The sequence below is a fragment of the Parafrankia sp. BMG5.11 genome (genome assembly GCF_004337455.1).
The window spans coordinates 47,193-72,618 of record NZ_SJXI01000077.1; the positions used below are offsets into that span (position 1 = coordinate 47,193).

General features: G+C 73.9%; 21 protein-coding genes and 1 pseudogene. 7 read left to right on the forward strand and 15 right to left on the reverse strand.

All coding sequences use genetic code 11. The features are described 5' to 3' along the window. Positions 1-148: 148 nt before the first annotated feature. Both sepH and ppgK read right to left on the reverse strand, forming a co-directional pair. Positions 149-2,419 carry a septation protein SepH gene (sepH, locus tag E0504_RS38645; protein ID WP_112106383.1) on the reverse strand — a complete coding sequence of 757 codons (2,271 nt, stop codon included), beginning with the start codon at positions 2,417-2,419 and terminating at the stop codon, positions 149-151. 359 nt (positions 2,420-2,778) lie between these two features. Then, positions 2,779-3,606, reverse strand: coding sequence for a polyphosphate--glucose phosphotransferase (gene ppgK, locus E0504_RS38650; protein WP_131626850.1), 828 nt, complete (start codon positions 3,604-3,606; stop codon positions 2,779-2,781). Between the two features lie 362 nt (positions 3,607-3,968). On the opposite strand from ppgK, the gene moaA reads away from it, so the two are divergent. Genes moaA through E0504_RS38665 form a run of 3 tightly spaced genes read left to right on the forward strand, consistent with a single transcriptional unit; the run spans position 3,969 to position 5,964 of the window. Continuing rightward, complete coding sequence (moaA, locus tag E0504_RS38655) at positions 3,969-4,955, forward strand: GTP 3',8-cyclase MoaA (protein ID WP_071061326.1); 987 nt, start codon at positions 3,969-3,971, stop codon at positions 4,953-4,955. Further along, on the forward strand, positions 4,952-5,605 hold the full coding sequence (locus E0504_RS38660; RefSeq protein ID WP_112106384.1) for a molybdenum cofactor guanylyltransferase: 654 nt from the start codon (positions 4,952-4,954) through the stop codon (positions 5,603-5,605). Before moaA ends, E0504_RS38660 begins: the two co-directional genes overlap by 4 nt. Further along, positions 5,605-5,964, forward strand: a complete 360-nt coding sequence (locus E0504_RS38665) for a DUF6457 domain-containing protein (protein WP_112106385.1) — start codon at positions 5,605-5,607, stop codon at positions 5,962-5,964. Before E0504_RS38660 ends, E0504_RS38665 begins: the two co-directional genes overlap by 1 nt. Positions 5,965-5,974: 10 nt before the next feature. On the opposite strand, the gene E0504_RS38670 is transcribed toward E0504_RS38665, so the two are convergent. Then, the gene (locus E0504_RS38670) at positions 5,975-6,409 is read right to left on the reverse strand and encodes a hypothetical protein (protein ID WP_112106386.1); all 435 of its coding nucleotides are present in this window, start codon (positions 6,407-6,409) and stop codon (positions 5,975-5,977) included. Positions 6,410-6,812: 403 nt separating this feature from the next. Here E0504_RS38670 and E0504_RS38675 point away from each other — a divergent pair, with 403 nt between their 5' ends. Beyond that, a complete protein-coding gene (locus E0504_RS38675; protein WP_071061321.1) occupies positions 6,813-7,478 on the forward strand; it encodes a hypothetical protein in 666 nt (221 codons plus the stop codon). A gap of 2 nt (positions 7,479-7,480) precedes the next feature. Then, a complete protein-coding gene (locus tag E0504_RS38680; protein WP_131626851.1) occupies positions 7,481-9,889 on the forward strand; it encodes an AAA family ATPase in 2,409 nt (802 codons plus the stop codon). Positions 9,890-10,764: 875 nt separating this feature from the next. On the opposite strand, the pseudogene E0504_RS38685 reads toward E0504_RS38680, so the two are convergent. After that, positions 10,765-12,046: pseudogene (locus E0504_RS38685) on the reverse strand (MFS transporter); the annotation flags it as partial. Positions 12,047-12,394: 348 nt separating this feature from the next. Here E0504_RS38685 and E0504_RS38690 point away from each other — a divergent pair. Continuing rightward, the gene (locus E0504_RS38690; RefSeq protein WP_112106396.1) at positions 12,395-12,904 is read left to right on the forward strand and encodes a DUF222 domain-containing protein; all 510 of its coding nucleotides are present in this window, start codon (positions 12,395-12,397) and stop codon (positions 12,902-12,904) included. 252 nt (positions 12,905-13,156) lie between these two features. On the opposite strand, the gene E0504_RS38695 is transcribed toward E0504_RS38690, so the two are convergent. The 10 genes from E0504_RS38695 to E0504_RS38740 form a co-directional block, all read right to left on the reverse strand. Then, a complete protein-coding gene (locus E0504_RS38695) occupies positions 13,157-14,560 on the reverse strand; it encodes an acyl-CoA carboxylase subunit beta (RefSeq protein WP_041253743.1) in 1,404 nt (467 codons plus the stop codon). Positions 14,561-14,739: 179 nt separating this feature from the next. Further along, the gene (locus E0504_RS38700; protein WP_071061315.1) at positions 14,740-15,966 is read right to left on the reverse strand and encodes a beta-ketoacyl-ACP synthase II; all 1,227 of its coding nucleotides are present in this window, start codon (positions 15,964-15,966) and stop codon (positions 14,740-14,742) included. After that, entirely contained in the window at positions 15,963-16,211 is a 249-nt protein-coding gene (locus tag E0504_RS38705; protein WP_020458891.1) for an acyl carrier protein, read from the reverse strand. Before E0504_RS38705 ends, E0504_RS38700 begins: the two co-directional genes overlap by 4 nt. 17 nt (positions 16,212-16,228) lie before the next feature. Beyond that, the gene (locus E0504_RS51530) at positions 16,229-16,411 is read right to left on the reverse strand and encodes a hypothetical protein (protein ID WP_112106388.1); all 183 of its coding nucleotides are present in this window, start codon (positions 16,409-16,411) and stop codon (positions 16,229-16,231) included. Beyond that, positions 16,402-17,340: a beta-ketoacyl-ACP synthase III gene (locus tag E0504_RS38715; RefSeq protein ID WP_071061313.1), complete on the reverse strand. Its 939-nt coding sequence runs from the start codon at positions 17,338-17,340 to the stop codon at positions 16,402-16,404. Before E0504_RS38715 ends, E0504_RS51530 begins: the two co-directional genes overlap by 10 nt. Continuing rightward, positions 17,337-18,323: an ACP S-malonyltransferase gene (locus E0504_RS38720; protein WP_131626852.1), complete on the reverse strand. Its 987-nt coding sequence runs from the start codon at positions 18,321-18,323 to the stop codon at positions 17,337-17,339. Before E0504_RS38720 ends, E0504_RS38715 begins: the two co-directional genes overlap by 4 nt. A 244-nt stretch (positions 18,324-18,567) precedes the next feature. Further along, the gene (locus tag E0504_RS38725; RefSeq protein WP_235013994.1) at positions 18,568-20,175 is read right to left on the reverse strand and encodes a CdaR family transcriptional regulator; all 1,608 of its coding nucleotides are present in this window, start codon (positions 20,173-20,175) and stop codon (positions 18,568-18,570) included. Between the two features lie 9 nt (positions 20,176-20,184). Then, a complete protein-coding gene (locus E0504_RS38730; protein ID WP_112106390.1) occupies positions 20,185-20,715 on the reverse strand; it encodes a transglycosylase SLT domain-containing protein in 531 nt (176 codons plus the stop codon). Between the two features lie 82 nt (positions 20,716-20,797). Further along, positions 20,798-21,553: a tyrosine-protein phosphatase gene (locus E0504_RS38735; protein WP_112106391.1), complete on the reverse strand. Its 756-nt coding sequence runs from the start codon at positions 21,551-21,553 to the stop codon at positions 20,798-20,800. A gap of 7 nt (positions 21,554-21,560) precedes the next feature. After that, positions 21,561-22,301: a NeuD/PglB/VioB family sugar acetyltransferase gene (locus E0504_RS38740; protein WP_071061306.1), complete on the reverse strand. Its 741-nt coding sequence runs from the start codon at positions 22,299-22,301 to the stop codon at positions 21,561-21,563. A gap of 202 nt (positions 22,302-22,503) precedes the next feature. On the opposite strand from E0504_RS38740, the gene E0504_RS38745 reads away from it, so the two are divergent. Then, positions 22,504-23,475 (forward strand): NAD-dependent epimerase/dehydratase family protein, encoded by a 972-nt coding sequence (locus tag E0504_RS38745; protein WP_112106398.1) that lies wholly within the window; start codon positions 22,504-22,506, stop codon positions 23,473-23,475. Positions 23,476-23,505: 30 nt separating this feature from the next. Here the strand turns inward: E0504_RS38745 and E0504_RS38750 are convergent, their stop codons facing one another. After that, complete coding sequence (locus tag E0504_RS38750) at positions 23,506-25,416, reverse strand: nucleoside-diphosphate sugar epimerase/dehydratase (RefSeq protein ID WP_243657814.1); 1,911 nt, start codon at positions 25,414-25,416, stop codon at positions 23,506-23,508. Between the last annotated feature and the right edge of the window lie 10 nt (positions 25,417-25,426).

Consider the following 25,426-nt stretch of genomic DNA (forward strand, 5'->3'; position numbering starts at 1 on the left):
CAACTGTGTTGAGCGGCCAGACGTTCCGCCTGGCCATGTGACGGTTTACTCACAGCCGGCTCTCTCGGCGTCGTTGCATCCAGAGCGGCCTCCGCCCCCGGTGCCTCCTCGTGGCGGACCGGTGACGAATCTCGGGTTCGACCCCCTCCTAGGGCCGGCGGGCGCCGAACACGATGTCGTCCCATGCTGGCACCGACTTGCGTCCGCGTCGACCGCCTGCGGGACGTTCGCCGCTACGACCTGCCGCCGGCTGCCGTCCGCGGTTGCCCGCGGCGGCCTGCTGGGCGGCCCGTGCGGCCTGCTGGGCGGCCTCTGTGGCGGTGTCGTCGACCGTGGCGGCGGTGGTCTCCGCCGCGGTCTCGAACTCGCTGTCGGCCGCGGTGGACGGCTCGGCGGAGTGCTCCGCCGCGGTGGAGTCGGGGCGCGCGGGGCGGCCCGCCGGGCCGCCCTCGGCCCGGGCCGGTGTGGCCCGGCCCGCTGCCGGCCGGCGCGGTGCTCCGCCGCGCCCCGGGGCAGCGGCGCCTCGGCCGCCACCAGCCGGAGCCGCCGAGGCCGCAGTGCCGCCGTCCAGGTCCTCAGCGGCTGCCGCGAGCGCCCCGAGTGAACGGGCACCGCCAGCGGTGCGGGCGACAGCTGGCCGGCGGGCGGCGGTGGCCGCCGGACGGCGCGGCACCCGCTCCACCGGCGTCGTGGGTTCCCGTGCCGGCTCCGCGGCCGCAGGCGGCACGATCGCGGCCGGTCGGAGCACCGGCTGCCCTGTCGGCGCGGGAGCCGCAGGCTGCCCGGCCCCGCCGGGCGCGGCCTCGCTCACCGACCGGTCGCCGCCGTCCTCGGTGTCCTCGTCGTCGTCTTCGTCGTCCTCGTCCAGACCGGCGGCGTGCGCGGCCTGAACGGTCTCCTCCGGGTCGGCCGAGCCGCCCGGGGTGTTCTGGGCGTCCTCGCTCGGGATGCCGGGCTCGGTCGCTTCCGGCGCCGGGGCGAGGGCCGCCTCGGCCACCGCGACCAGGTCTGTCCTGGTGGACTCCATGTCAGCCGCGCCGGCGTGGCCGAACTCCGCCTCGTTGGCCGCCGCCGCGTCGACGGCGGTGGCGGTCACCTCGGAGTACTCGGTATCCGGGTTTGGCAGCGACCTCGGCTCGGCCGCCGGTGTCGGCGGTGGAACGGCCCGCTCCCGGGAGCCGAACCGGCTCGGGGGCGTGGTGCGCCGGCCTCCCGCGCCGCTGTGCCGCCCGGACAGGCCCGGGGCCCCACCCTGGGCCGCCGGCCACGCACCGGGCATGCTGCGCCGCGCCGCGCCGGCCGTACGGCTCGCGGTGGGGGCGGCCACCGGGCCCTGGTACTCGTCCGGGCCAGCCTGGTCCGGCGAGGTGCCGTGGCCGCCGGCTCCCTGCCCCGTGTTCGCCCGCGTCGCGGCGTCCTGGCCGGCGGCTTCCTGGGCGGAGCCTCCATAGCCGGAGGCTTCGTAGCCGGTGTTCTCGTAGCCGGTGTTCTCGTAGCGGGGGGTCGCGTAGTCGGGCGCCCCGTGGTCAGGAGTGGTGTGGTCCGTGGCGTAGTCGTCGCCGGCCCGCTCGGCCGGGCGGCGGTCCGGAGACTCACCCGCGGGCCCCTGGGCCGGCGACGGCCCGTACCCCGGCGCAGCCGCGCTGGGGAGGTAGCCCGTCCCGTTGACAGCCGCCGGAGCGGGGAAGGCCGAGGGGGGAGCCGTCGAGGGCTGCGTTCCCGGAAGCTGCTGGCCGGGTCCACCGGCCGCGGACTGCGTCGGGTAGGTGGCCGCCGCGCCCTGGTCGTGCACCAGGGTCAGCGCCGGGCCGGCGGCGCGCACGGGCGGCTGCGCCGGCTGCGGGGCGGGCGGCTCCGCCGATTCGGGGGCGACCAGCGCCCGGGCCGCGTCGTCGTGCGGGCGCACCCGGCGCACCACCGGGTCCCACGTCCACCGGGCGCACCTGCTGTCCGAGGTGAGCTGGACCAGCCAGATCCCGTCCACCCGGCGCCAGGCGTCCCACTGGGCGGTGTCCGGGTCGTCCTGCACGCTGAGCAGCCGTGCGTCGACCACCTCGCCGAGGGGACGGCCGGGCACCCCGCCCGGATCCTTGGGCAGCAGCGCGGCGCGCGCCTCCTGGACCACCCGGGCGCGTTCGGCCAGCACCGGCCCCTCGTAGCGCTCGACCCGCTCCACCGGGATGCCCGCGGCCCGCGCGACGTCGGCGGCGGTCTCACCGGCCCGAAGTCGGGCCTGGATCTCACGGGGGGTCAGCGCGCTTTCCGCGCGTACTTCACTACGTCGGGCTCCGCGCAGCGCCGCGCGCAGCCGATCGTCCACCGCGACGCGGAACTGTTCCGCATCCGCGCGCCCGGCGGCGTCGGCGAGCACGAGATAACCGCCGTCCTCGCTGAGTGCGACCGCCCGCAGCTCGCGCATGGCGCCTTCTCCTCCCGTCGATCTCCTGCCGTGCGGCCGGCCCGGCGCGGTGTCCGTGCCGGGCCGGCCGCACGGCGGCCGAGCGTGCGGGGTGCCCTGTCGGACACCCCGAGGGCGCACCGGCGCACGAGTTGCGCGCGAAACCGCCTCGCTGCCATGCGTCCCGGTAGATGACAGCCTGCCATCGATGGCGCCGGACGGTCGCATTGCGGCGGGCGACACGCACAGTCTGACCCTCGCTGAGGGTTCTGAACACGTCGGGGGCCCGTCCCGTGCCCGGGTGTGACGCATCACCGCCCCGGCGCCCACCCGGCCGGGCGGCATGATCGTGCCCACCCGCCGGGCGCCGGGGCCGGCGCTCAGGGGCGACGGCCGCCGGGCGGCCGGGTCGCCGGCCCGCGCCGTCGGGCCGGGCGCGGGGCGGGCCGGGCGCGGGTCTGGTCACCACCGGCGTACAGCGCCGCCCCGACGACGCCCGCCTCGTTCTGGAGCTGGGCGGGCACCACCTTCGTGCGCAGTTCGAGGTGGTCGAAGAACTTCTCCGCCTTCCGGCTGGCGCCGCCGCCGATGATGATCAGATCCGGCCACAACAGGGCCTCGAGGGTGCTCAGGTAGCGGTTGACCCGCTTGGCCCACTTCTCCCAGGAGAGATCCTCACGCTCCCGGACGGCCTCGGACGCCCGCGTCTCCGCGTCGTGGCCCTGGATCTCCAGGTGCCCCAGCTCGGTGTTCGGTACGAGCTGGCCGTGCAGGAACAGCGCCGTCCCGATCCCGGTGCCGAACGTCGTCATGACGACGAGGCCGGAGGTGTCACGGCCGGCGCCGAACGCCATCTCGGCCACCCCGGCGGCGTCGGCGTCGTTGATGACGGCGACCTCCGAGCCGGCCAGCGCCGGCCCGAGTGCCCCGCCGAGCACCGCGGAGACGTCGGTGTCGATCCAGGCCTCGTCGACGTTCGCGGCGGTGCGGGCGACCCCGGACTTGATCACCGCCGGGAACGTGGCGCCGACCGGGCCCGTCCACTCGAAGTGCGCGACGACCTCCGCGACGGTCCGCGCGACCGACTCCGGGTCCGCGGGCTGCGGCGTCGGGAGCCGGAACCGCGGCGCGGCCAGCGTGCCGTCCTCGATGTCGACCGGGGCGCCCTTGATGCCCGTCCCACCGATGTCGACCCCGAAGACCCGCATTGCGCCGTCCTCCCGCATGTGTCGCTGTACGTCGCTCTCCTGGCGGCGGCGCGGCCTCCCGGCGGGAGCCCGCGACCTCCGGTACCTCCGGCGGAGGCGAGGGAATCGGTGAGGCCCGGCGCGGCGGGCGCCGAGCGGTCGTGCCCCGGACCCCGGGTGCCGCGTCGTGCCGAGCCGTGCCTGGCCTGGTTGTGCCTGTCGTAGTTTCGCAGGCCCGCCCGAAGCCGTGGCGGCGGCGGGCGCTTTCGGTGGTGAGCCCGGTCTCCGGCGGACGTCCATGCCGCTCCAGGCGGGACCGGAGATCGCCCGGGGTGGGCCGGACAACGCGTGTGTCCTGTTCTGAGGGCACCTACTCTGATGAGATGCGGTTGACCGATTCCCACGGGCGGGTCGCCACCGACCTTCGGGTGTCGCTGACCGACCGGTGCAACCTCCGCTGCAGCTACTGCATGCCCGCCGAGGGGCTCGACTGGCTGCCGAACCCGCTGCTCCTCACCGACGACGAGATCCTGCGGCTGGTCACGATCGCGGTGGCCCGGCTGGGCGTCACCGAGATCCGGCTGACCGGCGGCGAGCCCACGCTGCGTCCGGGGCTGGTGCGCCTGGTCGAGCGGATGGCGGCGCTCTCGCCCCGGCCCGAGCTCTCGCTCACCACCAACGGCCTGCGCCTGGCCGGCCTGGCCGGCCCGCTCGCCGCCGCCGGCCTGGACCGCGTCAACGTCTCCCTGGACACGCTTCGCCCGGAGCGCTTCGCCCGGATCACCCGCCGGAACCGGCTCGACGACGTCCTGGCCGGCCTCGCCGCCGCGGCCGACGCCGGGCTGATCCCGGTGAAGGTGAACGCGGTGCTCCTCCGTGGCCTGAACGACGACGAGGCCGCGCCGCTGCTGCGCTGGTGCCTCGCGCGCGGCTACGAGCTGCGCTTCATCGAACAGATGCCGCTGGACGCCCAGCACGGCTGGCGCCGCACCGAGATGATCACGGCCGGCGAGATCCTGACCCGGCTGGAGGCGGAGTTCGTCCTGACCGCGTTGCCGGGACGGGGGAGCGCACCCGCAGAGCTGTTCGCCGTCGACGGGGGGCCGGGCACCGTCGGGGTGATCGGCTCGGTGTCCGCGCCGTTCTGCGCGGCCTGCGACCGGGTCCGGCTCACCGCGGACGGGCAGGTCCGCAACTGCCTGTTCGCCCGGGACGAATCCGACCTGCGCGGCCCGATGCGGTCCGGCGCCACCGACGACGACCTCGCCGATCGCTGGGTCCGCGCGGTGTGGGGGAAACACGCCGGCCACGGCATCGACACGCCGGGCTTCCACCAGCCGGCCCGGCCGATGTCGGCGATCGGCGGGTGACGTCACTCTCGCCGTCGCCGTCGGGGGAGCTGGGCGAACCGTGGGACGCACTGGTCCTCGCCGGCGGCCACTCCCGGCGGCTCGGCGGCCAGGACAAGGCCAGCGCCGTTGTCGGTGGCCTGCGGCTGCTGGACAGGGTGCTCGCCGCCGCCGGCGCGGCCGAGCGGATCGTCATCGTCGGGCCGCCGCGCCCGGCCCGGCCCGGTTCCCGGTCGGTCCGCTGGACCCGCGAGGACCCGCCGGGCGGCGGGCCGGTCGCCGCCATCGCCGCCGGGCTGCGGCTCGTCGAGGCCCCGCTGGTAGCGGTACTCGCGGTCGACCTGCCCTTCATCGGCGCCGCGGAGCTCGCCGACCTTCTCGGATCGCTGCGCGGCGAGCCACCGGGTCACCGTGACGCCGACGTGGCGGTGCTGGCCGATCCGGCGGGCCGGCCGCAGTACCTTGCGGCGGCCTGGGGCACCGCCGCGCTGCGCGCCGCCCTGCCGGCGGACCCGGCGGGCCGCTCGGTGCGCTCGCTGCTGGCCGGGCGGGATGTGCGGACCGTCCCCGCCACCGCCGACGCCTGCCTTGACTGCGACGACCCGGCGTCGCTGGCGGCGGCCCGGGCCCGGGCGGTCCCCGGAACGCACGGCTCGGGCACGATGCCCTGATGACAGACGACAACGAGGCGGGCGGGCCCTCGGCGGCCGAGCGCCCCGCAGGCACTGGTGCGGCGGCCGCACCCGGGGCGGCCGGTGGCGAGGCTCAGCGTCTCGGCGATGTTCTGGACGAGTGGGTGAGCCGGGCGAGCACCGCGCTCGGCCTGGAACCCGGTTCCGTGGACGCCACGCTCATCCTCGACCTCGCCCGGGATGTCGCCCACGGCGTCGCGCGCCCCGCCGCCCCGCTGACGGGGTTCCTGGTCGGGCTGGCCGCCGGCCGCCGTGGCGGCAGCGCCGCCGACGTCCGAGCCGCCGCGGACACGGTGCTGGCCCTCCTACCCGAGCACGACTCCAGGCACGACGGCTAGTGCACGACGGCTAGTGCATGCGGACGGGGCCGGTCTCGTCCAGGTAGCCGCGCATGTCGATGGCCATCGTGTGGACGTCCTCGGCGTCTGGTTCGGGGACCTCCTCGGCGTCGTCGCGGGGGTAGCCGAAGGTGAGGCGCGGCAGCATCTGGGTGGGGGCGTCGACGAGCCCGGGCGCGGCCTCGATCAGCCCGGACTCCCAGTCGAGCTCGCGGCCGCTCAGCGGGCCGGAGGGCAGGTTCCGCGCGGCCGGTGACGTCGTGACGATCACGTAGTCCAGCACGCCGAGAGCGGCGATGACGACGAGGGCCGGCAGCGCCGCGAGTGGGCGCCACACCGTCAGGCCAACCATCACGAACACGGCCACCACGGTCAGGCCGCCGACGATGTGCCTGCGCACCGGGGGTAGCGCTGGAACCTTGCGGCCGCGCCGGTAATGCGCCATGCACCACAGTGTGCCCCCGTCGCCGGAACTGTCCAGACGGTGGGGTGTTGTCAACCGCCCGACTGGCGGCAGACAGAGACGCGACGCAGGGTGGAACCCGACGTCGGAAGCGAACCGGGGGAGCCGGCCGTGACAGCGGAGGGTACCCGCAATGCCTCTTTCCGGTGAAGGCTCTTCGGCGGTGCGCCGGAATGAGTCACACTTACCGTGGGAAATGAGAGATCCATGGCCCGACCCGCCGGTCAACGGTGTATCCATGGCCCGGTGTCGCACCATGGGATCGACCTCGCGAGGCTGGAGGATCGCCGTGGAGGTTACAAGTCGTGGCCGCTGGCCGCGACCGCTGCCACGACCCCGGCCAGGGTCGAGGCCGAGGTCAGCCCCGGTACTGGCCGTCGCCGCGGTGGTGGCGCTGCTCGTCCTGATCTCCGGGTGCGGGGCGTCTAGTTACGACTATGTGACGAACAAAGATGACGGCGCGTTCCTGAAGGTGCCGGCGGCCTGGACGTATCAGGAGATGCCCGGGCCGGCCCTGTTCGGCATCGACGCCCGCAATGTGAGCCCCGAGATGTTGCGCGGCCTGATGTCACGCGAGTGGGTCGTCGGGCTGGATGCCGCCGAGAAGTTCGACGAGACCAGTCTGTTCGTTCCCGACGCGCCGCTGCCGAAGGGCTTCGTCCAGGTTCGGCATCTTCTTCCGGAGGAGGCCAATGCGGTCTCCACGAACGACCTGCGCAACTTCGTGGTCACCGTCGACGACGCGGTCGCGGCGCAGGAGGAGGCCGTCCGCCAGGACCCGTACGGCGCGCGCCTCGCGCCCAGCTTCCTGCTCCTGGCCGACGAGAAGGTGGCGCAGGACAGCGGCGTCCACGGCGTGCACCTGATCTACCAGGTCGCCACCGCGGCCGGGCTGGTCACCATCGACCAGACCAGCCTGCTGGATCAGAACCAGACCGTGCTCTACCAGCTCGTCCTGGCCTGTTCAGCGCTCTGCTACACCCAGCACGGGGGGCAGATCGGCGAGGTCACGGGCTCGTTCACCATCAAGCCGACGGACCGAGGGCAGTAGGCATGAGCGCAACCGACCGGGCGACCAGTTCGGGTTCCTCCGCGCCCGCGGGGGAGACCACCGCGGGCGACGCCGCTTCCGACTCCTCGACCGCGCCGCGCCGACGTCCCGCGGCGCTGTGGGACAGAACCAAGTTCCTGCTCCTGCTCGGCGCGCTCTTCGCCTTCGTGGTCGCGGCGGACGTCTCCGGCAACCCGCTGATGACCTGGGGCGACGCGTTCCGCATCCAGTCGCGGTCGAGCTGGTGGATCCTGGCCCTGTTCGGGCTCGAGGTGGTCCACCAGATCCACATCTTCCTCGGCGAGCGGTCGTCGCGGTACTACGTGTTCTGGACGGACAAGGTGTTCGGCCGCGCCGAGCGCCGGCTGCTGCGCTTCAACGACTGGAACCGGTACCGGGCCAGCCGGGCACTGAAGGTCGTGGCCGCGTTCGCGCTGTTCCTGTTCGTCTACGCGCGCATCGTCGACCAGTCCATCTTCGAGGCGACGGTCGGCCTGCCCGGCGCGGCGTGGAAGGCCATCCCGCTCGTCCTGCAGATGGTGCTGCTGCTGGTGGTCGTCGTCGGGCAGTTCGTCGCCATCTTCTGGTTCCTCTCCAAGGGCGGCGTCGAGGTCTACTTCCCCGAGGACATCAAGACCCGCTTCGCCGACGTCTGGGGCCAGGACCACGTCGTCAGCCGGGTCCAGGAGAACGTCTTCTACCTGGAGCGCCCCGAGGAGATCGAGGACAGGGGCGGTTACGTCCCCGGCGGCATTCTGCTGTGGGGCCCGCCCGGCACGGGCAAGACGCTGATCGCCGAGGCGGTGGCCGGCGAGACGGGCAAGCCCTACGTCTTCGTCGACCCGGGCGCCTTCTCGGCGATGTTCATGGGCGTCGGCATCATGAAGGTGAAGTCGCTGTTCCGCAAGCTGCGCAAGCTGTCACTGCGCTACGGCGGCGTGATCGTCTTCTTCGACGAGGCCGACACGCTCGGCAACCGTGGTCAGCTCGCCGGTGGCTTCAGCGGCGGCGGCAAGCTCGGCGCGGGAGCGGCGGCCTTCTCCACCGGGCACAACCCGTTCGGCGTGCCGGTGGGCGCGGAGTCCGTGGACGCCTGCAACGGCTTCTCCTACCTGGACTCGTTCGCCCGGGCCCAGATCGCCCGCGACCACGCCCAGCGCGAGAACTTCGTCATGGGCGGGGGGATGGGCGGGTCCGGTGCCGACGGGACCCTGCAGGCCCTGCTCACCGAGATGTCCGGCCTGAAGAAGCCCCGCGGATTCCTCAACCGGATCGTCCGGCGGACCCTCGGCATGCGTCCGAAGCCGCCGCCGAAGTACCGCATCCTGGTGATGATGGCGACGAACATGCCCCAGTCGCTGGACGAGGCGCTGCTGCGGCCCGGGCGCATCGACCGCATCTACAAGGTCGGCTACCCCAGCAAGGAGGGCCGGATCCGGACCTTCGAGGGCTACCTGGCCAAGGTGCGCCACGAGCTGACCCCGGACCAGGTCGAGCGCCTCGCCATCATGAGCCCGGAGGCCACCGGCGCCACGATCAAGGACACGGTGAACGAGGCGCTGGTGCAGGCCGTCAAGGACGGCCGCGAGATCATCACCTGGCAGGACATGCTGCGGGCCCGGGTGGTCAAGGAGTACGGCCTCGCCGACGACCACGAGCACATCGCCCGCGAGCGGCACAGCATCGCGCTGCACGAGGCCTGCCACGCCGTCGTCGCCTACCGCACCCAGCGCGGACGGGTCATCGACCTGGCGACCATCGAGCGGCGTGGCGGAGTCGGCGGGTTCGTCGCGCACGTCGCGGTCGAGGACCGCATGTTCATGTGGAAGTCGGAGATCGAGGTCCAGGTGATGGTCTCCCTCGCCTCGCTCGCCGGCGAGCGGATGTTCTTCGACGGCGACAACACCGTGGGTGTCGGTGGTGACCTGCGCAGCGCCACCCTGCTGGTGTCGAGCAACATCTCCTCGGCCGCGATGGGCGAGACGCTCGCGTCCCGGCTGAGCATGATCGAGCACCAGATGGGCCAGGCGTCCATCGACTCGGACCGGCCCTTCGGTGAGCAGGTCGAGGCCAAGCTGCGGGAGATCTACGCCCGCACCGAGGCCGTCCTGTCCGCGAACCGGCGTGAGGTGCTGTCCCTCACCCATGCGCTGGAGACCCACAAGACGATCACCGGCGAGGACGTCGAGGCCATCATGGAGGGGACGGTCGGCCCGACGGTCGACGGCCGCCGCTACATGGAACCGGGGTTCATGGCCGTCGCGGAGGACTACCACCGCTCGGCGGTTCAGGCACACCGCGGGATGCACCACGACGATCTCCGGGAGCTTCCCGAACTCGGCCGGGCAGCCGCCCGCGGGGCGCCCCCCGTGCCACGGGCACTCCCGGAGGGCCCCTCCACCGCCAACTGACGTCGCCGCCGCCCCGCCACGGGCACTGGCCGGGCGGTGCCGATCGGTGTCGGTGTTCGGTGGTGTCGGGCGGTGTCGGTGCCGGTCGGAGCCCTGGCCGCGCGCCTACTCGCCTTTTGGTTTTCTTCTCGCCGTTTTGTAGCCAGATTCGGCGGAATCCGGCCCGAAACGGCGAGAAGGGCGCCAAAGGGCGAGCGGGTTCCCTCGATATTCGGGGTGTTTTGCCCGATAGATGGCGGTCTGGGTAGTCCCGTGGTCGGGGCAGTCCCGCGGTGATGAGGCCGCCTTCGCCTCCTGCGCGGGCGAGACCGCGTGGACGGCTGGTCTCCTCGCGTTCAATCTACGACCCCCGACCTCGGACCCCGACCCGTGATCTCGGACCCCCGAGCCGTGATCTCCGAGCCCCGAGCCGTGATCTCCGAGCCCCGGCGCGGGGTGTCAGACGTCCTGGAGAGCCGGCCCGCGCTGCGGTGCGGCCGCCGCGCTCAGAACACCCGCGACCGGGTTACCGAGCACGGTGTCGGTCGGCGCGGACGCAGTTGGGTCATCCGACATCGCGGTGCCTCCCGCCGTGCCAGCGTCGCCCACTGTGCCAGCGTCGCCTGCCGTGCCAGCGCGGTGTGTGGGGCCGGCGGTGAGCGCTGTGTCAGCGTCGCCTGCCGTGCCAGCGCGGTGTGTGGGGCCGGCGGTGAGCGCTGTGTCAGCGTCTCCTGCTGCGTCAGCGTCGCTCACTGTGCCAGCGATGAGAGTGGTGCCACCGGTGAGCGTTGTGTCCGCGTCGAGCGCGGTGCCTTCTGCGGTGACGATGCCTGTGGCGAGTGGCGGGTCGACGCCTGGCGCGGCCGGTGGTCCGGGGCTGGCCGCGGCCGCCGGGACAGCCTGCGCGCGCGCCGCCTGGCTGCGCAGGGACACCGCCGCGAAGGCGGATCCGGCCAACGCCGCCACGCCGGCCATCGCCAGGCCGGCCCGCGCACCGAACGTCTCGGACACCCAGCCCGCGATCGGGCCGCCGACCGGGGTCGAGCCGAGGAACGCCACCGACCACAGGGCCATCACCCGGCCACGCATCTCCGGTGCCGCGGAGAGTTGCACGGTCGCGTTGCCGGTGGAGATGAACGCGACGCTCGCCGCGCCGACCACCACGAGCGCGGCGACCTCCAGCGCCAGCACCGGGGCCGCGGCTGCTACCAGGGTGACCACGCCGAACACCCCGGAGGTGACCGCCAGGGCCGGGATCCCCACCCGCCGGTGCCGGGCGACGACCAGGCCACCGGCCACGGCCCCCGCACCCATCGCGCCGGTGAGAAGGCTGTACGTCGCGGCCGACCCGGCAAAGGTCTCACGTGCCACGAGCGGCAGCACGACCTGGAACTCGTAGGACAACGCTCCGATCACGGCCATCATGAGCAGCGGGATCCGCAGGCTCGGCGTCCGCATCGCGTAGGCGAGCCCGGAGCGCACCTGCCCCGGTGCCCGCGGCACGGGACGTCGGCGCACCAGCGCCGCGGTGTCGATCCGCTGCAGCGCGATGACCACGGCGACGAACGAGGCGCCGTTCAGCAGGAAACAGCCGCTGGTGCCTACCAGGCTGATGAGGATGCCGGCGATGCCCGGCCCGACGACCCGGGCCGCGTTCATGGTCACCGAGTTCAGCGTGACGGCGTTGGGCAGGAACTCCGACCCCACCATCTCCTGGACGAAGCTCTGCCGCGCCGGGTTGTCCACCGCGCTGGTCATCCCGATCGCCGCCGCGACGGCGGCGACCATCCACAGCTGGGCCGTGCCCGTCAGGTCCAGGACGCCGAGCAGGACGGCGAGGGAACCGAGAATGATCTGGGTGGTGATCAGGAGCCTGCGGGTGTTCGAGCGGTCGGCGATCAGCCCGCCGTAGGCGCCGAACAGCAGCACGGGCAGGAACTGGGCCGCGGTGACGAGCCCGAGTTCGGTGCCGGACGCGCCGAGCGACAGCACCAGCCAGCCCAGGGCGATCATCTGCATCCAGGTCCCGCAGAGCGAGACCACCTGACCGCCGAGGAAGAGGCGGAAGTTCGGTACCTGTAGGGCGGCGAAGGTGCCTGTGGACGACAGCGCCCGGGTGCCTGCCTCCTCCGCGCCTCCTGCGCTCGTCCTCGACGTGACCTGGTCCGAACGACTCATGCGGTGCACCTCCGAGGTTCACAACACGCCCCGGCCGATATTTATTTCGCGCAGCTAAGTATTTCGTGGGCGGGTGGGAACGAGGGTGGAGCAGGGTGGCTCGGGGTCGCGGATCGGTCATGTATCCGGGCCGCGGCTTGGTGGCTGGGTGATGATGCCCTAGCATTCGAACATGTGTTCGACGGTCTCGGTGTGGCCGGGTGGGCAGGCGCTGCCCGCAGGCGGGGCAGGGGCCGCCGGTAGGGCAGGCCCCGTCGGCAGGGCCTGCGGAGGTGGCGGGCGCGTGGGGTGGCGCCGCACACGGGGCGTTCAGTGAGTGGAGTGCGGGTGTCGGACAAGGAGGCGGCTGTGAAGGATCTCGACGCGCAGGTGGCCCGGCTGGCGGCCGTGGATCCCGGAGAGGTGCCGGACGCCGAGCTCGCCCTGCTGGTGATGGACGTGCGCCGGCTCGTCGACGCCACCGACGCCTGCTGGGTCCGTCTGCTCGCGGAGTTCGACCGGCGCGAGCTGTGGAACCTCGACGGTGCCCGGTCGGCGGCCGCCTGGCTGCGCCGGGAGTGCAGGCTTGTCCACCCCACGACGACCTCGGCGCTTACGGTGGCGCGCGCGCTGCGATCCCTGCCGGTGACCGCGGAGGCCTTCCGGACGGGCACGATCAGCTTCGACCACGTCCGCGCCATCGCCCCCGCGCTGGAGGCCGCGCGCGGCGAGCTCGCGCGCAGCGCCGACCCGATCTTCGCCCGCGCGGCCCTGTGGATGAACCCCCGTCAGATGGGCAACGTCGTCCGGACGTGGATCCGCCTGGCCGAGTCGGAGAGCCCACGTCTCCCGGGCGGGTCTGAGCCCCCTGGGTCGTGACGGGCCCACTGCGCCGGGCGGGCCCACTGCGCCGGGCGGGCCCGGTGGGCCGCGACGGCGTCCGGTGGCGAGGCCCGGGAGCACGGGCCGGAGGGCGACAGCCCCGAGATGAGACGTGGCGGCCGGGGGAGTCCAGAGACTCGCCCGGCCGCCACGTCTCGAAGTCCAGCGCCGCTGAAGTCCAGCACCGTCGAGGGCCGGAGCCGCCGAGGGCCGGCGCCCCGGCCGGCGGGCCGGGCGGAGCGGGAGGAACTACAGAGGGATGTTGCCGTGAACGTTCTTGTCCACCCGGGCCGCGGCGACCGCGTCGGCGAGCGCGGCCGCGACCGCCCCGCGGGTCGTCGCCGGTGTGACGACCGCGTCCACCACGCCCAGCTCCACCGCGCGGTCGATCCCGCCGACGGTGCGGACGTGCTCCTCGGCCAGCTCGGCCATCACGTCCGGGCGGCGCTGGGCGGGCACCTCGGCCAGCTGCCGGCGGTGCAGGATGCCGACCGCGGCCTCCGCCCCCATGACCGCGAGCTGCGCGGTCGGCCACGCGTAGACCGCGGTCGCGCCCAGGCAGCGGGCGTTCATCGCGATGTACGCGCCGCCGTAGGCCTTGCGGGTGACGACGGTGACCCGGGGCACGGTGCACTCGGAGAAGGCGTAGAGCAGTTTCGCGCCGCGCCGGACCACACCCTCCCACTCCTGGCCCACGCCGGGCAGGTAGCCGGGGACGTCGACGAGCACCACGAGCGGGATCCCGAACGAGTCGCACATCCGCACGAACCGCGAGGCCTTCTCCGCCGAGAGCGCGTCGAGGCAGCCACCGCGGCGCAGCGGGTTGTTCGCCACCACGCCGACCGTCCGCCCGCCGAGGCGGCCGAGGGCCGTGACGATGTTGCGAGCCCACTTGGGGTGCAGCTCGACGACCTCGTCGTCGAGCAGGCCGGCGACGAGCGGTCGCACGTCGTAGGCGCGGCGGGGGTTCTCCGGCAGCAGATCGCCGAGCTCACGCTCGGCGACGTGGCCGATGGAGCCCTGGTCGGCCAGCAGCGCGGTGATCGCGCGGGTCCGGTCGAACGCGGCGTCGTCGGTGTCGCAGGCGAGGTGGACGACACCGCTGCGGGTCGAGTGGACCTCGGGGCCGCCGAGGCTGTCGGCCGTGCACTCCTCGCCGGTCACCGAGCGGACGACGTCCGGGCCGGTGACGAAGACCTTCGCGTCGGGCCCGGTGATGACCAGGTCGGTGAGCGCCGGGCCGTAGGCGGCGCCGCCGGCCGCGGCCCCGAGGACCAGCGAGATCTGTGGCACCCGTCCCGAGGCGCGGACCGTCGCGGCGAACACCCGGCCGACGCCGTCGAGCGAGGCCACACCCTCCTGCAGGCGGGCGCCCCCGGAGTGCCAGATACCGATCACGGGGCAGCTCATCCGGACGGCCGACTCGATCGCGTGCACGATGCGCGCGCAGCCGTCCCGGCCCATCGCGCCGCCCTGGACCGTGGGGTCGGTGGCGAAGGCGACGACCTCGTTGCCGTCGACGAGGCCCTGGCCGGCCACGACACCCGAACCGTCGGCGGAGGCGAACAGCGAGAGCGTGTCCGGGTCGAAGAAGCGGCTCAGCCGCGAGACGGGAGTTCGGGAATCGGTGCGGTCGATGGTGGACAGACTCACCGTAGGTCTCCTTGGTTGAGCGGTATCAGCCTGCTCCTGCGCAGATGGCGGCCCCGGTGCGGCCACCGTGAGGTGTTTCCTGGCCGGGGCTTGGATCCCGGCGAACCGTCCCGGCGCCCCCGGGCGTGCCGCCGCCGCGGCGGCGGCACGGTCTTCCCTCGGGGCGCCGGGCGTGCGTCCTACACCGTGAACGCGAGACAGACGTCGTGCCCACCGAACCCGAACGAGTTCGACAGGCCCGCGCCGGTGCCGAGCTCCCGGTTGTCGATGCTCACGACATCCAGGGCGATCTCGTCGTCGAGCGCGTCGAGATTGCGCGTCGCGGGGACGACGCGCTCGCGCAGCGAGAGCAGCGTGACCACGGCCTCCAGCGCGCCGGCCGCCCCGAGCAGGTGGCCGGTCATCGACTTGGTCGAGGTCACCGCGATCGAGTCGAGCGCGGAGCCCAGCGCCAGCCGAAGCGCGATCGACTCGGCGACGTCTCCGGTCGGGGTCGACGTCGCGTGCGCGTTGACGTGGATGACGTCCTCGGGCTCCAGGGAGGCCGAGCGCAGCGCCGCCCGGATCGCCCGGGCCGCGCCGGCACCGGTCGGATCCGTCGCGGCCACGTGGTAGGCGTCCGAGCTGATGCCGGCGCCGGCGAGGGTCCCGAGGACCCGCGCGCCGCGTGCCTGCGCGTGCTCCGCCGCCTCCACCACGATGACCGCCGCGCCCTCGCCGAGCAGGAAGCCGTCCCGGGCCTTGTCGAACGGCCGTGAGGCGGTCTCGGGAGCGTCGTTACGCCGGGAGAGCGCCTGCATCTGCGCGAACCCGGCGATCGGCAGGGCGGCGATCGCCGCCTCCGTGCCGCCGGCGATCACGATGTCCGCCCGGCCGGCGCGGATGATGTCCAGCGCCAGCGCGATCGCCTCCGAGCCGGACGCACACGCGCTGACCGGCGCGTGCACACCGGCCTTGGCACCGAACGCCAGGCCGACCGTGCTCGCCGGGCCGTTTGGCATCAGCATCGGCACGACGTGCGGCGACACCCGCCGAGCCCCACGCTCCCGCAGCACGTCGTGCTGGTTGAGCAGGGTCAGCACCCCGCCGATCCCGGACGCCACGCAGACGGCGAGGCGCTCGGAGTCGACTTCCGGGGAGCCCGCGTGGGCCCATGCCTCCCGCGCGGCGACCAGCGCCATCTGCTGGCTGCGGTCGAGAGTTCTGGCCTCGACGCGGCCCAGCGGTGGCTCGACCGCGAGCGGGGCGGCGATGTGGACGGGGAGCTGTTCGACCCAGTCCTCGGTCAGGCGACGCGCGCCGGAGCGGCCGGAGAGCAGCCCCTCCCACGTGGACGGCACGTCGCCGCCGAGGGGAGTGGTAGCCCCGAGGCCGGTGACGACGACCTGCCTGGGGGTCGGGGTCACGCGGCGACACCCGCCCGCTGGATGTACGAGACGGCGTCGCCGACGGTCTTGAGGGTCTTGACGTCCTCGTCCGGGATCTTCACGCCGAACTTCTCCTCGGCCGCGACGACGACCTCGACCATGGAGAGCGAGTCGACGTCCAGGTCGTCGATGAAGGTCTTGTCCGCGGTGACGTCGGCCGGGTCCACACCGGCGACTTCCTCGAGGATCGCGGCGAGGCCGGCGAGAATATCGGTTTGCGACATGGCTTTCCTCCTGTGCGTTACGGGATCAGCGTTCCGGCCGAGCCGGTGGCTGGACGGGCGGCCCGCGCGGGCAGCTCCGTCCGGCGGTGGTGCGGGGCCCGGTCGCGGCACGGGTGGCCGCGGCTCGGGCCGGGGTACTCGGGGGCAGCGGAGTACCTGGGAGAAATGTGGTGCTCGGGGACGTCGGTGCTCAGGGGCATCGGACGACCTGTCCGCAGTAGGTCAGGCCGGCGCCGAAACCGAACAGCAGCACCGGATCGCCCGAGACGACCTCGCCGGCTTCCATCATCCGGTCGAGCGCCAGCGGGATGCTCGCCGCGGACGTGTTGCCGGAGTCCACCACATCGCGGGCGATCGGCACGTCGGGGACACCGAGGCCACCCGCGAGCGCCTCGACGATGCGCAGGTTCGCCTGGTGCGGCACGATCGCGGCCAGCTCTTCGGGCGCCACACCGGCCCGGTCGCAGACCGTGCGCAGGGTGGGAACGAGCGAGATGGCCCAACGGAACACGGCCGGGCCCTCCATGCGGAACGAGTTGTCGCCCCGCCCGGGAACCTGGATCGCCTCGGGCCGCGACCCGTCGTGGCCCCAGACAGCCGGGCCGATGTGATCGGTCTCGGCGGCGCCGATCACGACCGCGCCGGCGCCGTCCGCGAGCAGGATGCAGGTGGAACGGTCACTCCAGTCGGTGTAGTCGGAGAGCCGCTCGGTCGCGACGACCAGCACGTGCCGGGCGCTGCCGGCCCGCACCATGTCCGCCGCGGTGGAGACGGCGTAGCAGAAGCCGGCGCACCCGCCGTTGATGTCGAAGGTCCCCGCGGCCGACGCACCGAGCCGGGCGGCGACCTGCGGCGCGGTGCCCGGGATCTGGGACGGCGCCGTGCAGGTCGCCCCGATCACGGCGTCGACGTCGCGGGCGGCCAGCCCGGCGGCGGCCAGCGCCTTGTCCGCGGCGCTGACCCCCATCGCGACCGTGGTCTCGTCGTCGTCGGCGATCCGCCGGGTCGAGATGCCGGTCCGGGTGCGGATCCAGAGGTCCGAGGTGTCGACCTGCCGGGTGATCTCGTCGTTGGTGACCAGCCGGCCCGGGCGGTAGGTGCCCAGCCCCAGCAACCGCGCCCCTGTCATGAGGTCTCCCCGACCAGGGACTCGGTCTGGGTCGGCACGGCCACTCCGGCGGGGGGCAGGTACTCGGCGACGAGCTCGCGGGCGGCGTCCAGATCGGCGGGCGTCTTCACCGCGACGATCTTCGCTCCCCGCAGCTCGCGCCGGGCGATGCCGGCGAGCGTGCCGGCGGGCGGCAGCTCGATCACGGCGGTCACCCCGGCCTCGCGCATGGCGGCCAGGCACAGATCCCAGCGCACCGGTGCCGCCACCTGGGTGACCAGCCGGGTGAGGAGGTCGGCGCCGTCGTGCACCGCGGCGCCGTCGGCGTTGGAGAGCTGGCCGAGGACCGGAGCCCCGGGCCGGATGCCGCCCGCGACGGCGCGCAGCGCGTCGCCGGCCGAGGCCATGTGGTGGGTGTGGAACGCGCCGGCTACGGACAGGGGCCGCAGCTTCGTCTTCGGTGGCGGGGAGTCGGCGAGTTTCGCGAGGTCCTCGAGCGTGCCCGCGGCGACGATCTGCCCGGCGCCGTTGCGGTTCGCGGCGGTGAGGCCCATTCCCTCCAGCGCCGCGGCGACCTCGTCCGGGTCGCCACCGAGCAGCGCGGTCATCCCGGTGGGGGTCCGCGCGGACGCCTCGGCCATCGCGCGGCCCCGCAGGCCGACGAACAGCAGCGCCGACTCCGGGGTGAGCGAGCCGGTGATCGCGGCGCCGGTGATCTCGCCGACGCTGTGCCCGGCCACGACGGCGCGGGCGCCGCCGGCGGGGGCCGCCGGCAGCAGGCCGAGCTGCTCGGCGGCCAGCAGCCCGTTCGCGACGATGAGCGGCTGGGCGACCGCGGTATCCCGGATCGTCTCCGCCGGTGCCTCACAGCCGATGTCGACGAGGTCCAAACCGGCCGCCGCCGACCACCAGCGCAGCCGGGACTCGACGCCGTCGAGTTCCAGCCAGGGACGGAGCTGTCCCGGCGTCTGAGCACCCTGTCCTGGTGCGAGGATCGCGAGCACGTATTCACCTAACCCCGTGTGGCCGGTCGTTGTCGCTGGCGACGAGTCACCGATGTCTCGTCGGCTCGTTGTCGGTGTCCTACAAAGCGGCAGGCTCCGACGGTGCGTTAGTGCCCCTCCATGCCTCTGGACCGGAATCCGGTGACAGGGCGGTAAATTTGCTTGGTGTGACGGTTCTCGCACCGACGGGAGGGGCCGCGCGGGCGGGTCGCGGACGGGGGTCGGGTCCGATCTGACCTGTAGGTTACGTACCGTCCAGGCGACCGAGTACCAGAGCGATGTGCAGTATGAACCGCTCGCGGTGATCGGCGGGATCGAGACCGCAGACGTCCGCGGCCTTGCGCAGCCGGTAACGCACCGTGTTCGGATGAAGGTAGAGCGCCCGGGCGGTCGCCTCCAGCGACGCGCCGAAGTCGAGGTATGCGCCGGCTGTCTCCAACAGCGGGGTGCCGGCGTGGCGCAGCGGGAGGTAGACCTCCCTGATCAGGCTCTGCCGGGCGTCCGGATCACCGGCCAGCGCGAGCTCCGGCAACAGTGCGCTCGCCGAGACCGGGCGCGGCGCCGCCGGCCAGGCGGCGACGACGTCCGCGGCGGCGAGCGCCGCGCGGGCGCACCGGGGCGCCCCGGTGAGATCGCCCGCGATCGGCCCGACCACCACGGGGCCCGGCCCGCAGGCGGGCAGCAGCGCGCGGGCGGCCTCCAGCGCGGTGTCGGCGTCGCCGGACGGCGGCGGGGTGTCGCCGCGGCCGGACCCGCCCCCGGTACCCGTCGCGGCGGACGCGGACCCGCCGACGCCGCCAGGCCCACTCCCACCGTGCCCACTCCCACCGTGCCCAGACCCACCGTGCCCAACGCTGCCGGGCCCGCTTCCGCCGCTGGTCGCCGGCGGGCCCGGCGGGTCGCCGTCATCAGGGCCGAAGGCACCGCCGACGACCATCACGAGCCGGTCGTGGTGGACCCCGGCGAGCACCTCGAGGCCGGCTCCCCGCGCCAGCCGGTGCACCTCGTCGACGGCGACCTCGGGCGAGGTCGGCGGCGCCGCGCCGACGACGACGGTGACCGACGGCGGGTTGCGCCAGCCGACCGCGGCGGCCCGCGACGGCAGGCCGCGGTCGACCTCGCCGCGCACCACGTGGTCGACGACCAGCGCCTCCAGCCGGGCGTCCCACGCACCGCGCTCCTCGGCGGCCCGCGCGTACACGACCGCGCCGGCGAACGCGATGTCCCGGGAGTAGCGCAACACGTCGGCGAGCAGCCGCTGCTCGTGCTCCGGGCCGGCCAGCGTCGGCACCTCGGCCTCGATCGCCTCGACGGCGACCCGGACGAGGTCGACCAGTCGGCGGAAGGTCACCGCCCGCACCAGCTCGCGGGGCGCGACCCGGAAGACGTCGCCGGACAGCTCCCGGGCGTGCTCGGGGCGGCGGCACCACTCGACGAACGACGAGATCCCGGCCTGCACCACGAGCTGAATGTCGGCGCGGTGCCGGGCGGACATCGCCGGGTACCAGGGGAGCACCTCGGTCATCCGGGTGACCGCCCGCGAGGCGAGCCGGCCGCTCGCCAGCTCGACCCGGCGGATCACCTCGTCGGTGGAGCCGCGGGGCGGAAGCGCGCGGCCGGCCGGTGCGCCGCCGAGGGCGTCGTCCCGCGCGGGCGGCGCGGTCCGGGCCGGCGGCACGACGTGGCCGGGCCCCGACGTCGAGGAGACGGGGGTGGAGGAGGAGAAGGAGGCCGCGGTGGCCGGCGAGAGGGACGGGGGCAGCGGAGCGCCCTCCGCCGGCGATCCCGGACCGGCCGGGGGTTCGTGCGCGGATGCCTCGCCGGACCGGTCTGCTGCCACGGCGTCGAGCATGTCACGCCGTCAGAGCTGGTCCCGATAGGTGGCGGCCCAGTCATGCACCCGAGCGACATAGGAGCGGGTCTCGTCGAAGTCCGGGATGCCTCCCGCGACGCGGACGGCGTCCGGCCCCGCGTTGTAGGCCGCGAGCACCAGGGAGATGCGATCCCCGGGCAGATTGGCCACGGCCTCGGCCAGGTGTGCCTCGTAGTGGGCCGCCGAGACGATCGCGTCGCGGGGCTCGAGGGGGTCGGCGCGGCCGTCGCCGCTGCCGTCGATGCCGAACTCCGCCCAGGTGGTCGGGAGGAACTGCATCATGCCGCGGGCGCCGGCGTGCGAGACGGCCGCGGGATCGAAGCTGCTCTCCACCCTGGCCTGCGCGGCGAGCTGCGCCGCGCTGAGGACCCCGTAGGTGGCCGCCGCGGCCTGGAACACGGGGATCAGGTCGGCGGGCACGTCGGCGAAGGGTCGTTCGAAGATGTGGCTGCATCCGGACAGCAGCGCGATCACGATGACCACGGCCAGGACCGCGGTGACGGGCGCGCGCCGGATCATGCCTCCTGTTGTCCGTTCCGTACGGGTGATGTGTCCGAGCGATTGTGGTCTTCGCCGCGGCCGTTCCAGCCGTCGCCCCCCCTCACCCGACAAGCCGTGACCGCAGCGAGCGCAGGTCCTCCTCGGGGACGCCCGCCCCGCGCGCCCAGGCGGCCGGACCACCCCAGATCTCGGCGACACCGCCGAGAAAACCGCGCATGACCTCCGGCCGGCAGCTCATCTTGTCGATGGTCAGCGGATCCTCGGGCCGGTTGTAGGACGGGCGGCGGGCGAGCCGGGCGTCGACCCGGGCGATGCGCTCGTTGGTCAGGGTGTAGTCCTTGATGATCGCCTCGTCGTCGACGCCGACGATCCCGAGCAGGAGCGCCGACAGTACGCCGGTGCGGTCCTTGCCGGCGGCACAGTGGAACAGTGCCGGCCCCGTCACCGGCTGGGCGAGCAGGCGGATGGATTCGGCCACGGCGTCCCCGGCCAGGCGGAGGTAGTCCAGGTAGTGCTCGACCCGGTCGACCGAGTCGAGGTCCTTCACGATCGCGGGGAACCGGGGATCGTCCGGCATGATCCATTCGCCGGGCAGGAACGAGTGGTTGTGGTAGGCCACGTCCTCGTACTCCAGCGGGCCGCGGCCCTCCCGCGCGGCCTCCACCCGGGCCCGCAGGTCGAGCACCGTCCGCAGGCCGAACACCTCGCGCAGCCGGGCCACGTCGGCGGTGGTCAGCTCCTGCAGGGTGTCGCTGCGCAGGAAGGCGCCCGACCGGGTCAGGCGCCCGTCGGACGTCGGCATCCCGCCGAGGTCACGGGTGTTGTCAGTGCCTGCGAGGTCGAACCAGCGGTGCACCTCCCGATCATAGGTCGGCTCGGGGTGCCCCGGACTGGGGTTCGGGTGTCCTCGGTTCCACTATCGGTGGCCGGGCGGCGTCCGCACCGGCGTCGGACGGGTCGATCGGGCGGGCCGGCACCCCGGCCACGACGAGTCCGGGGCGCACGTCGCCGGTGACGACCGCCCCGGCGCCGACCACCGCCCCGGCGCCGATCCGCCGGCTCCGCACGACGCTGGCCTGCATCCCCACCCAGGCGCCGGGGCCGACCTCGACGCCGCCGCCGATCCGGGCGCCGGGGGCGAGCGTCGCGTAGTCGCCGAGGCGGCAGTCGTGCGCGATGCCGGCACCGATGTTCACCAGGACGTGCCGGCCCGTCTCGATGTTGGTGGTGAGGCTCGCGAGCGCGCAGACCACGGTGCCCGGCCCGAGCTTCACGTCGCCGCCCAGGTGGGCGCGGGGATGGACGATCGTGGCCGGGCGCCGTCCGCACGCGCTGGCGTACCGGTCGATGCGGGCCCGTGAGGCCGCCGCGCCGACGCCGATCAGGTAGTCGGCCTCGAGGCTGGCCAGCAGGTCGAGCCCGCCCAGCACGGTGCTCCCGCGCCGGGCGAGCGGGTCGGGATCGACCTCGCCGTCGTCGAGGAACCCGAGGAACCGGTAGATGTCCCGGTCGCTGGCGGCGTTGACCGCCTCGACGAGGTCGAGGAGCTCGCGGCCGTGGCCGCCGGCTCCCACGATGACGAGCTGGCGTCCGAGGTCTGGCACGGGGCCGACCGTAGAGCGATGACGGCTCCCGTTCAATCAGACACTCTGAGTAGTCGATCCCGTCGGGCGGTGCCGCCCGCCTGGAGGGTGCGCCGCCACGGGATGTGCGGTATCGCCGGCCGCTTCCCTCGACTCGATTACTATGGGTATCTGATCGGTTGCTTATCGTCGCTTGATGTGCTCATGGGGAGTGATTCGGACGATGAGGGTCGTGGTGACCGGGGGCGCCGGGTTCATCGGTGCCCACCTGACCCGTGCGCTGCTGGCCCATGGCTGTGAGGTGGTCGTGGTCGACGACCTCAGCACCGGAGCCCGGTCGAACCTGCTCGGCCTGCCCGCGCGCCTCGTCCTCGGCAGCGTCACCGACCGTGAGCTGCTGGAGGACGCCTGCACCGGGGCGGACAGCGTCGTCCACCTGGCTGCGCGGCCCTCCGTCGAGCGCTCGCTGCTCGACCCGCTGGCCACCCACCACGTCAATGCGACCGGCACACTGACCGTGCTCGACGTGGCGCAGCGGGGCGAGACCCACGTGGTGGTCGTCTCCTCCGCTCTGGTGTACGGGACGTCCGGCGGCCGCCCCCAGACCGAGGACGACCCGCCGCGTCCGACCAGCCCGTACGCGGCCAGCGCGCTGGCGGCCGAGGGGTACGCCCTGGCGCACCAGGCGAGCTTCGGGCTGCCGGTCCTGGTCGCGCGGCTGTTCAACGTCTACGGCCCGTACCAGCCGGCCCGGCGCGCCCACGCCGCCGTCGTGCCGTCGTTCATCGACGCCGCGCTGCGTGGACGTCCGTTGCCGGTGCACGGCGACGGCCGGCAGACCAGGGACTTCACCTACGTCGAGGCGGTCGCCGGGCTGCTGGCCGACGCGGCCTGCCGCCGGCTGGCCCACCCCGGGCCGGTGAACCTGGCGTTCGGGACGAGCACCGACCTGCTGGCGTTGGTCGCCCACCTCGAGGACATCCTCGGCCGCCGGCTGGACGTGGCGCACGGCGCGCCGCGCGCCGGGGACGTCCGCGACTCGTGCGCCCGCCCGGACGCCATGCACGCGCTCTTCGGCTCCGTCGAGCGCTCTGACCTGCGGGCGACCCTGGAGGAGACCGTGCACTGGTACCGGGAACGCCTCGGCGAGGCCCCCGGCGCCGCGCCCAGATCCGCGGACACCCCCCACCGCTGACCGTCACTGCCGGCTCACCCGACCCGAGCCTCACCCGACCCGAGCCTCGGGCGGCCCGTCCTGGCGCGGCCCGTCCTGGCGCGGCCCGTCCTGGCGTGGACCGGCCTGGCGCGGCACTTTCGGCGTGGGCTGTTCGGCGGCCAGCCGGGCCAGCGTGGCCCGGATCAGATCCGGCGCCGCGTACGGGTCGACGTCCCGGACGGCGGCCGGGTCCAGCGGCGGCACCGGTACCTGCGAGATCAGCGGGTGTCGCGGCCGGGAGTCCCACTCGCCGGCGCCCAGCAGCTCCTCGTGCAGCTTCTCGCCCGCGCCGAGCCCGGTGTAGACGATGTCCACCGGCGCGGGCGCGCGGGCCGCGATGCGACGGGCGACGTCCGCGATGCCCACCGGTTCCCCCATGTCGAGGACCAGCGCCTCGCCGGCCGAGCCCAGCGCCCCGGCCTGCAGGACGAGCTGCACGGCCTCCTGGACGGTCATGAAGTAGCGGGTCACCTCCGGGTGGGTGACCGTCAGCGGCCCTCCCGCGGCGAGCTGGCCGGCGAAGACGGTCAGCACCGAGCCGTTGCTGCCGAGCACGTTGCCGAAGCGGACGCTGACCAGCACCCCCGGCGCCTGCCCGGCGACGTGGGCGGTGAGGCGCTCGGTGATCCGCTTGGAGTGGCCGAGCACGCTGCTCGGGTTGGCGGCCTTGTCCGTCGAGATGTTCACCAGGCGCCGCACCCCGCAGGCGACCGCGGCCTCCAGGACGGTCAGCGTCCCCCACAGGTTCGTCTTCACCGACTCACCCGGGAAGCGCTCCAGCAGCGGGAGGTGCTTGAGCGCCGCGGCGTGGAAGACGACCTCGGGCCGGCGGGCGGCGAACAGCGAGGCCATCAGCTCGGTGTCGCGGATGTCACCGAGGACGATCGCGTCGTCCTCGAGCATCGCCCGGCCGTGCAGCGAGAGCTGGACGGCGCGCAATGCCGACTCGTCCCGGTCCAGCATGATCAGCTCGGCCGGCCCGAAGGCGTGGATCTGCCGGCACAGCTCCGATCCGATCGACCCGCCGGCGCCGGTCACCAGGACGCGGCGCCCGGTGAGGTACCGCTCGGCGGCTGTCATGTCGGTCTGGATCTGCCGCCGGCCGAGCAGGTCGGCGAGGTCGAGATCGCGGATGTCCGCGACGTCGACGGTGCCGTCCACCAGGTCGACGACGCGGGGGAGCACCTTGACGGCGAGCCCGGCCGGTTCGGCCAGCGCGCTGATCTCCCGCAGTAGGGCCGCGTCCGCGCTGGGGATCGCGACGAGCAGGGTGCGTGCGCCGGTGGATGCCGCGACGCCGGCGATCGCGTCCCGGCCGCCGCGGACCCGCACCCCGGAAAGCTGCAGGTTCCAGGTCCGCTGGTCGTCGTCGAGCAGCGCGACCGGGTAGTAGGGGCTGCTCGGCGTGCGCAGCATCGCGGTGAGCACCATCTGCCCGCCGTCGCCCGCGCCGAAGACGATCAGGGGCTCGGCCGCGTCCGGGGCCGGCCGGCGCAGCCGCTCCTCCGTCAGCCTCCACAGGTAACGGACGCCGAACATCAGTACCAGGGTCACCGCCCCGCCGAGCGGCGGCACGCTGAGCGGAACCGGCCGGGGCGCGCCGAACGCCATCACCACGACGAGCACCCCGAGGACGGTGAGGGCCACCGTGACCAGGATGCCCAGCACCTCCTCGAACCCGCCGAACCGGTACCGGCCCAGGTAGAGGTGCAGCGCCGTGCCCAGGAAGTGGAGCAGGCAGGTGGCCAGGAAGACGATGACCCAGAAGCTTGGGTCGGCCAGCGCGGCCGGGTCGAGGTCGAGCCGGCCGACCTGGGCGGCGGTGAACCCGAGCGCGAGCGCACAGACGTCCAGGACGATCTGGAGCCCGACCCGCTGACGGAGATTGAGGCGCGACACGCGCCGTGCGACCGCTGTCATCCACAGACCG

Bases quoted from the DNA above. Each gene is read 5' to 3' on its own strand.
- sepH (WP_112106383.1), bottom strand. From the start codon at position 2,419: ATGCGCGAGCTGCGGGCGGTCGCACTCAGCGAGGACGGCGGTTATCTC.
- ppgK (WP_131626850.1), bottom strand. From the start codon at position 3,606: ATGCGGGTCTTCGGGGTCGACATCGGTGGGACGGGCATCAAGGGCGCC.
- moaA (WP_071061326.1), top strand. From the start codon at position 3,969: ATGCGGTTGACCGATTCCCACGGGCGGGTCGCCACCGACCTTCGGGTG.
- E0504_RS38665 (WP_112106385.1), top strand. From the start codon at position 5,605: ATGACAGACGACAACGAGGCGGGCGGGCCCTCGGCGGCCGAGCGCCCC.
- E0504_RS38670 (WP_112106386.1), bottom strand. From the start codon at position 6,409: ATGGCGCATTACCGGCGCGGCCGCAAGGTTCCAGCGCTACCCCCGGTG.
- E0504_RS38680 (WP_131626851.1), top strand. From the start codon at position 7,481: ATGAGCGCAACCGACCGGGCGACCAGTTCGGGTTCCTCCGCGCCCGCG.
- E0504_RS38705 (WP_020458891.1), bottom strand. From the start codon at position 16,211: ATGTCGCAAACCGATATTCTCGCCGGCCTCGCCGCGATCCTCGAGGAA.
- E0504_RS51530 (WP_112106388.1), bottom strand. From the start codon at position 16,411: ATGCCCCTGAGCACCGACGTCCCCGAGCACCACATTTCTCCCAGGTAC.
- E0504_RS38715 (WP_071061313.1), bottom strand. From the start codon at position 17,340: ATGACAGGGGCGCGGTTGCTGGGGCTGGGCACCTACCGCCCGGGCCGG.
- E0504_RS38725 (WP_235013994.1), bottom strand. From the start codon at position 20,175: ATGCTCGACGCCGTGGCAGCAGACCGGTCCGGCGAGGCATCCGCGCAC.
- E0504_RS38730 (WP_112106390.1), bottom strand. From the start codon at position 20,715: ATGATCCGGCGCGCGCCCGTCACCGCGGTCCTGGCCGTGGTCATCGTG.
- E0504_RS38745 (WP_112106398.1), top strand. From the start codon at position 22,504: ATGAGGGTCGTGGTGACCGGGGGCGCCGGGTTCATCGGTGCCCACCTG.
- E0504_RS38750 (WP_243657814.1), bottom strand. From the start codon at position 25,416: ATGACAGCGGTCGCACGGCGCGTGTCGCGCCTCAATCTCCGTCAGCGG.